Origin of the sequence: Protofrankia sp. CiT1, assembly GCF_917627335.1 — a bacterium.
Lineage (GTDB): Bacteria > Actinomycetota > Actinomycetes > Frankiales > Frankiaceae > Protofrankia.
The window spans coordinates 1-5,535 of the sequence record NZ_CAKJTP010000206.1 but is presented as its reverse complement, the minus strand read 5'-3'; the positions used below and the strand labels follow the sequence as shown (position 1 = coordinate 5,535).

Here is a 5,535-nt window from a genome sequence, read left to right as displayed (position 1 = left end):
CCCGCGGATCATCGCTGCCGCACGCGCACCGGCCGGTCCGGACCGTGCCGCCCACCCCGAGCGGGACGTCACGGAGACCGTCCGGACGTTCGTCCGCGAAGGACAGCCGGAGCTGCCCGTCCACGGCCCGCACCGACCAGAGCCGCGCGTCGACGTGCCCGCCGCCGCGCTCCGGGCACTCGACAGCCACAGCCGGCCCGATCGGCGCGAACAGCAGCGGGTCCAGATCCGCGCCGCGCAGGATCGGGAAGGCCTCCGGGCGGGCAAACAGGTGGCGCACCGGAGCGAGAACGTCAAGGCTGGCCGTGCCCCGCAGCCCTTCAGCGGTTTCCCGGCCGAGCCCGAATACCGCCGCCAGCGGCAGCCGCCGGGCGAAGGTCCCCACCCGGCGGGCGTCCCAACCGTAGGATTCGGCCAGCGCGAAGACAATATGATGATCATGAAGCGCCTGTGTCAGCCCGGCGGTCCAGAAGCCCTCGCAGGCCACCGAGGTGATCAGCACGCTGTCCCCCGGCGAGAACCCCCAAGCCGCAAGCGCCGCTCGGTGCCAGCCGGCGGCCCTTTCGCGATCATCCCAGGTGATCGCGAAATCGTGATGACGGCCCGCCACCGTGAAACGGCCGATACCGGCTATCTCCGCGCGCGGCAACGATCGCGACCGTGCCACGATCGACGCGCGGCTCATGCCTTCACCAACCGGGGAAACTTCGCGACGCTGGAGGAGGTGCTGAGAATGTCCGCGGCAGGTACCAGGTCAACCTCTGGGACGACCCCCACTTTGGCGCCGACCGCATCGGTCACCCGCGCCCGCAGGTCAGCGAGGTCGCCCGTGAGCTCCGGGGCATAACCGACGCGCAGCCGCAACGAGTCGACAACCCGGGCCGGCCGGATGATCTGGAAGATCCCGTCCACCGTCTCCGGCAAGGTCTCCAGGACATCCCAGACATCCTGGACGCCGACCAGGACGTCGCCTACGACGGTCTCGTCCCCCTTGCGGCCGACGGGCCACTGCCGTGCGTGGGTGCGTCCGCAGCCGCAGGCCGCGCGGGTCAGCCGCACCAGGTCACCGGACCGGAAGCGGATGAACGGCGCGGCAGTGTTGTCAAGGTCGGTCGCCACCAGCTCACCGACCGCGCCGTCGGCCACCTCAGCGCCCCCGGAGGGGTCGAGATGCTCAGCGAGCACCATATCCTCCCACAGGTGGTACCCGTCGTGCTCGGAGCACTCCCAGGCAGTGCCGGTGTCCCCGGCGCTCGTGTACAGGTAAAGGTTCACTCCCCACTCGTCGCGGACCTTGGCGGTGAGCGCGCGGCCCAGCGGCATCCCGGCGAAGCTGGCCGCCTTCAGCGGCGCCAGCGCGGCCCGCACGTCCCTGGTGTCCGCGAGCCGCTCAAGCTCGACGACCATCGGGTACAGCAGCTGGACGTAGGCCGGCCGGTACTGCTCGATGGCGTCCAGCACGTTCCCCCACTGGCCCATCCAGGTGTCGATGTACAGCGGCACGAGGCCGAGCAGCTGAAACAGCGTGTCCCAGAAACCGCGGAAGGTACCGGGGGGTATCACAACCCTGTCGCCCGGCCGCAGGCCCAGCTCCCACAGATCACGCGCGGTGCCCGCGACCAGGGGGGGAACACTTTCCCACAGCTCCGGGAAGAACTCGGGCTCGGACGTCGTGCCAGACGTCGACGTGATCGACGTGAGATCCTTGCGGTCGACGCAGAGCAGTCCGGCGAACGGGTCGCCCGCGCGCTGGCGGAACTCCTGGACATCCTGCTTGTCGATGAACGGGATGCGCTCCCGGAAGTCAGCCAGCGTACGGACCTGACGCGGGTGGACACCGGCCGCGTCCCAGCGCTCGCGGTAGAACGGCGACCGCTCGTAGGCGTACTCCACGAGCTCGACGACCCGTCGCTCCTGTAACGCTTCAAGATCCGCTCGTGGCATCGTCTCCGCCGCGGGCTGGTAATAACGATCATCCGGCACCGCCACACCTCCCCTGTGTCCAACCGATACAAATATAATATAAGGCATTTAATAAGGAAGATGATTCCACCACTACAACCCGACCCGCCGGCCGCCCGGCGCACGACCCCAGCCAGCCTGGAACCATCCACCAAAACAGTCGTATTAGCTATACGATTATACCATATAATGGATCACTCGCAGAGATGGAGACCAACGCCGTGAACAAAACGATCAACGGCAGGGCGCGAGCCGGCTCGCCGGACCGGCACGGGGTGGACGCCTGATGTCGCCGGTACCGGTCAACACCTGGCCCACGCTCGCGGAGCTTCTCGCCGAACATGCCCGGTCGCGTCCCGGCCACGCCGCCACGGTGTGCGGCGACACCCGCATGACCTATGCCGAGCTGGACGGACGCGTCACCCGGCTCGCCGGAGCGCTGCGCGCCGCGGGTGTCACCCGTGGCTCGCGGGTGCTGTGGCTCGGGCAGACCTGCCACCGGGTGCTCGAACTGCTCCTGGCGGGTTCTCGGCTCGGCGCCATGGTCTGCCCGGTGAACTGGCGGCATTCCGCCGAGGAGATGGCGTTCGTCATCGACGACCTGCGGCCCGCCGTCGTCGTCTGGCAGGACGCCGAAATCGGGCCGACCACCCGCGAAGCGCGGAAACGGGCCACGCACACCGCGCTCTGGCTGCGCCACGACAGCGACGGAGCGGGCAGCGGCGGAGCGGGCAGCGACAGTCCCGACACCTACGAAGGTTTCCTGGCCGCGGGCGACGCGCAGACGCCCCTCGCGGAGCCTGATCCCCATGCCCCGGTGCTCGTCATCTACACGGCCGCTCACGGCGGCCGGCCCGCCGGGTCGATGCTCACGTCGGCGAACCTGATCGCCCAGGGCACTGTCATCGGCGCGCTCTTCCACGCGGACGGCGACCAGATCTTCCTCAACTCCGGCCCGCTGTTCCACATCGGCACCTTCCAGCACACCGCCGCGACGTTCATCTGGGGCGGCACCAACGTGTTCGTCCGCCGCAGCGACCCCGAGGAACTGTGCCGGCTCATCGCCGATGAGCGGTGCACGTCAGCGTTCCTGATGCCACCGCAGGTCACACAGCTCGTCGAGACCAACCGAGACGGGCGTTTCGACCTGCGCTCCCTGCGCAGCCCGCTGACGATGATCCCGGGCTGGAAGGACATGGTCACCTCCGATGACAGCCCCTGGGGCCGATACATGGGCGGGTTCGGCCAGACCGAGGTGACCGGATTCTGTCTCTACGCCGCCCTGGGGCATGAGGAGTGGAGTCCGACCGTCGGGCGCCCCGTTCCCTTCGCCCGGATCACGATCGTCGGGCCGGATGACGTCGAGGTCCCCGACGGTGCGGTCGGGGAGATCGTCGTGCGTGGCGCGCTGGTCCACGCGGGCTACTGGGACAGACCGCGGGACAACGCTCATCGGACCCGAACCGGTGGCTGGCACACCACCGACCTGGGGCGACGGCTACCCGACGGCCGGATCTCCTTCGTCGGCACCGCGACACGAATGATCAAATCGGCGGCGGAGAACATCTACCCGGCCGAGGTCGAAGCCTGCCTCGAGCGCCACCCCGCGGTCCAGGAGGCGGCCGTCATCGGTGTCCCCGACGACCGCTGGGTACAGTCGGTGAAAGCGATCGTCGTCCTGCGTGATGGTACGGACGCGACCGGCACCGAGCTGATCGAACACTGCCGGAGCCAGATCGCGTCGTTCAAGAAGCCGCGGACCGTCGTCTTCGTGGACGCTCTACCGCGCAGCAACGGGGCGAAGGACTACGACATGATCGACGCGGCCCACGGCGGAGGCAACTACCCGGGCGGCACAACCTCCCACGGCCACTAAGAACGATCAACAGATCGGTCCGCGCGGACGGATGCCCCGGGTGCCGGGGATACCCCGGAGCGGGCATCGGAGCAAGCATCGAACCGGGACAGCCAGGGCATCCGGCTGTCCCGGACAGCCGCGATCAGGAACGCCGTCCGACCAGGAACCCCGTCCGACCAGCCACAGCGCGGCCGGCTCGACAGTGGCCCGGCACCACCGCCCCGTTCCCGGCGGTCACCGCTCGGCGCGGTTCCCCGGATGTGACGGTGCGGACTGTCCGGGATGGCACACGCATCCGCAGGCACCCTTAGGCTAAAGTCAGGTTTACTTAAATCAGAGCGTGCAAAGATACGAATTTAGGAGCCTTGTGGACGATGTTACCCGGCCAGCGGACCCACGGCTGCCACATTTCCACCGGGACCACCGCGCGTCATCGCCTGCCGGCCGTCTGGCGGCAGGCAGGCAGGCGAGCCCCTGTGCGGTGGTCTGCTCGTCGGAGTCCCGGGGCATCCATGAGGACCTCCGCGGTACGGTACCTCGGCACCGTAGTTACCTGTTCCTCCCCACGCCTGCTCCATGGCCCCGGTTTGCCGGCGCAGCCCCGGCGTCGCTGCCCGGTCTCGGACCGATCCCGACCGACGCCACAACCATTCTGTACCGGTCCTACCCGAACAGTTCGGCACCGCTGGAACCGTTCTTGTGGAACGCGCACGACCGAACGATCACACGAGGCGCGGCGCGACCGGAGACGGACCGCGGACCCGCGGCTGCCGCGTGCCCGCCCTTGCCGCGGGCTCCGTTCCTCGGCGTGTGCATCCACGGCCGCCACGACCCGTGCTGTGGTCTGGCGGGCGCTCCGCTGCTGCATCGCCTGCACAACCTGCTACCCGGCACCCCGGCCTTCGGCGTGAGCCATATCGGTGGTGACCGCCTCGCGGCAAACGCCATCACCCTGCCCAGCGGATACCTTCTCGGCCGCCTCGACACCGCCACCGACGAGGAGCTGTCGGAGCTCGCCCTCGACGGCCTGCTGCCGCTCGGCCACATCCGGGGCAGGCTCGGCTCCACGCCGGCCGAATCCGTCGCCGAGATCTGGTTTCGCCAGCGCTACGGCCTGCGCCGCCCGGAGGATCTCCCGCACACAACCATCACCAGCCAGCACGATGACCACTACACGATCACGGCCGAACATGGCGGCCGGCGGCATCTGCTCGACATCCGCCGCGACCCACACGAGGACGGACAGATCCACTTCACCTGCTCGGCAACGGAAAAATCCAGCGGTCTGCGATGGCGGATCACGCTCCGTCGCTGACCTGGAATCCCGACAACCCGCTTGGAACACCCGGCAACAGCCGACGTCCCCGGCGGGTTCTTCCTGGACAGCCCACGGGACGCCCGCTTCGGGACATCCCCGCACCCTGTACCCCGCCACCGGCGGCCAGCCATTTTCATGGCATCGATCTTCATTCTTCACAGGCATTTCCCGCGCTACTACCTACTCGAACATAGCTCCCGTGACAATACGTGGCCGGGCAGCAGGAAAAATACGACCGGCCAGCATTTATTGTCATCATGATCGGCGTATGTTTGTCGTTAGGCACGCCGATGCGGGCAAAAACCGTACACAACGACAAACACGCGCCGATCATGGATCGCGCGCTGGTCGCAGACCGGAGCCGCAACGCCCATCCGCTGCCCCCGCATAGATCACC

General features: G+C 68.3%; 5 protein-coding genes. 3 read left to right on the top strand and 2 right to left on the bottom strand.

The features are described 5' to 3' along the window. Both MJ785_RS19970 and MJ785_RS19965 read right to left on the bottom strand, forming a co-directional pair. Positions 1-685 (bottom strand): hypothetical protein (locus tag MJ785_RS19970; RefSeq protein WP_239382253.1); only part of this gene is annotated, 685 nt, incomplete at its 3' end. Then, a complete protein-coding gene (locus MJ785_RS19965) occupies positions 682-2,031 on the bottom strand; it encodes a phenylacetate--CoA ligase family protein (RefSeq protein ID WP_370651469.1) in 1,350 nt (449 codons plus the stop codon). The genes MJ785_RS19970 and MJ785_RS19965, both read right to left, overlap by 4 nt. 217 nt (positions 2,032-2,248) lie before the next feature. On the opposite strand from MJ785_RS19965, the gene MJ785_RS19960 reads away from it, so the two are divergent. The 3 genes from MJ785_RS19960 to MJ785_RS19950 all read left to right on the top strand — a co-directional run. Next, on the top strand, positions 2,249-3,838 hold the full coding sequence (locus MJ785_RS19960) for an AMP-binding protein (RefSeq protein WP_239309321.1): 1,590 nt from the start codon (positions 2,249-2,251) through the stop codon (positions 3,836-3,838). A 766-nt stretch (positions 3,839-4,604) separates the two neighbouring features. Continuing rightward, positions 4,605-5,135 (top strand): sucrase ferredoxin, encoded by a 531-nt coding sequence (locus MJ785_RS19955; RefSeq protein ID WP_239382251.1) that lies wholly within the window; start codon positions 4,605-4,607, stop codon positions 5,133-5,135. Between the two features lie 212 nt (positions 5,136-5,347). After that, positions 5,348-5,535: hypothetical protein (locus MJ785_RS19950; RefSeq protein ID WP_239382249.1), on the top strand; the 188-nt coding region annotated here is incomplete at its 3' end.

What these genes read in the sequence shown, in the direction of transcription:
- MJ785_RS19965 (WP_370651469.1), bottom strand. Translation starts at nt 2,031, where the DNA reads ATGCCTTATATTATATTTGTATCGGTTGGACACAGGGGAGGTGTGGCG.
- MJ785_RS19960 (WP_239309321.1), top strand. Translation starts at nt 2,249, where the DNA reads ATGTCGCCGGTACCGGTCAACACCTGGCCCACGCTCGCGGAGCTTCTC.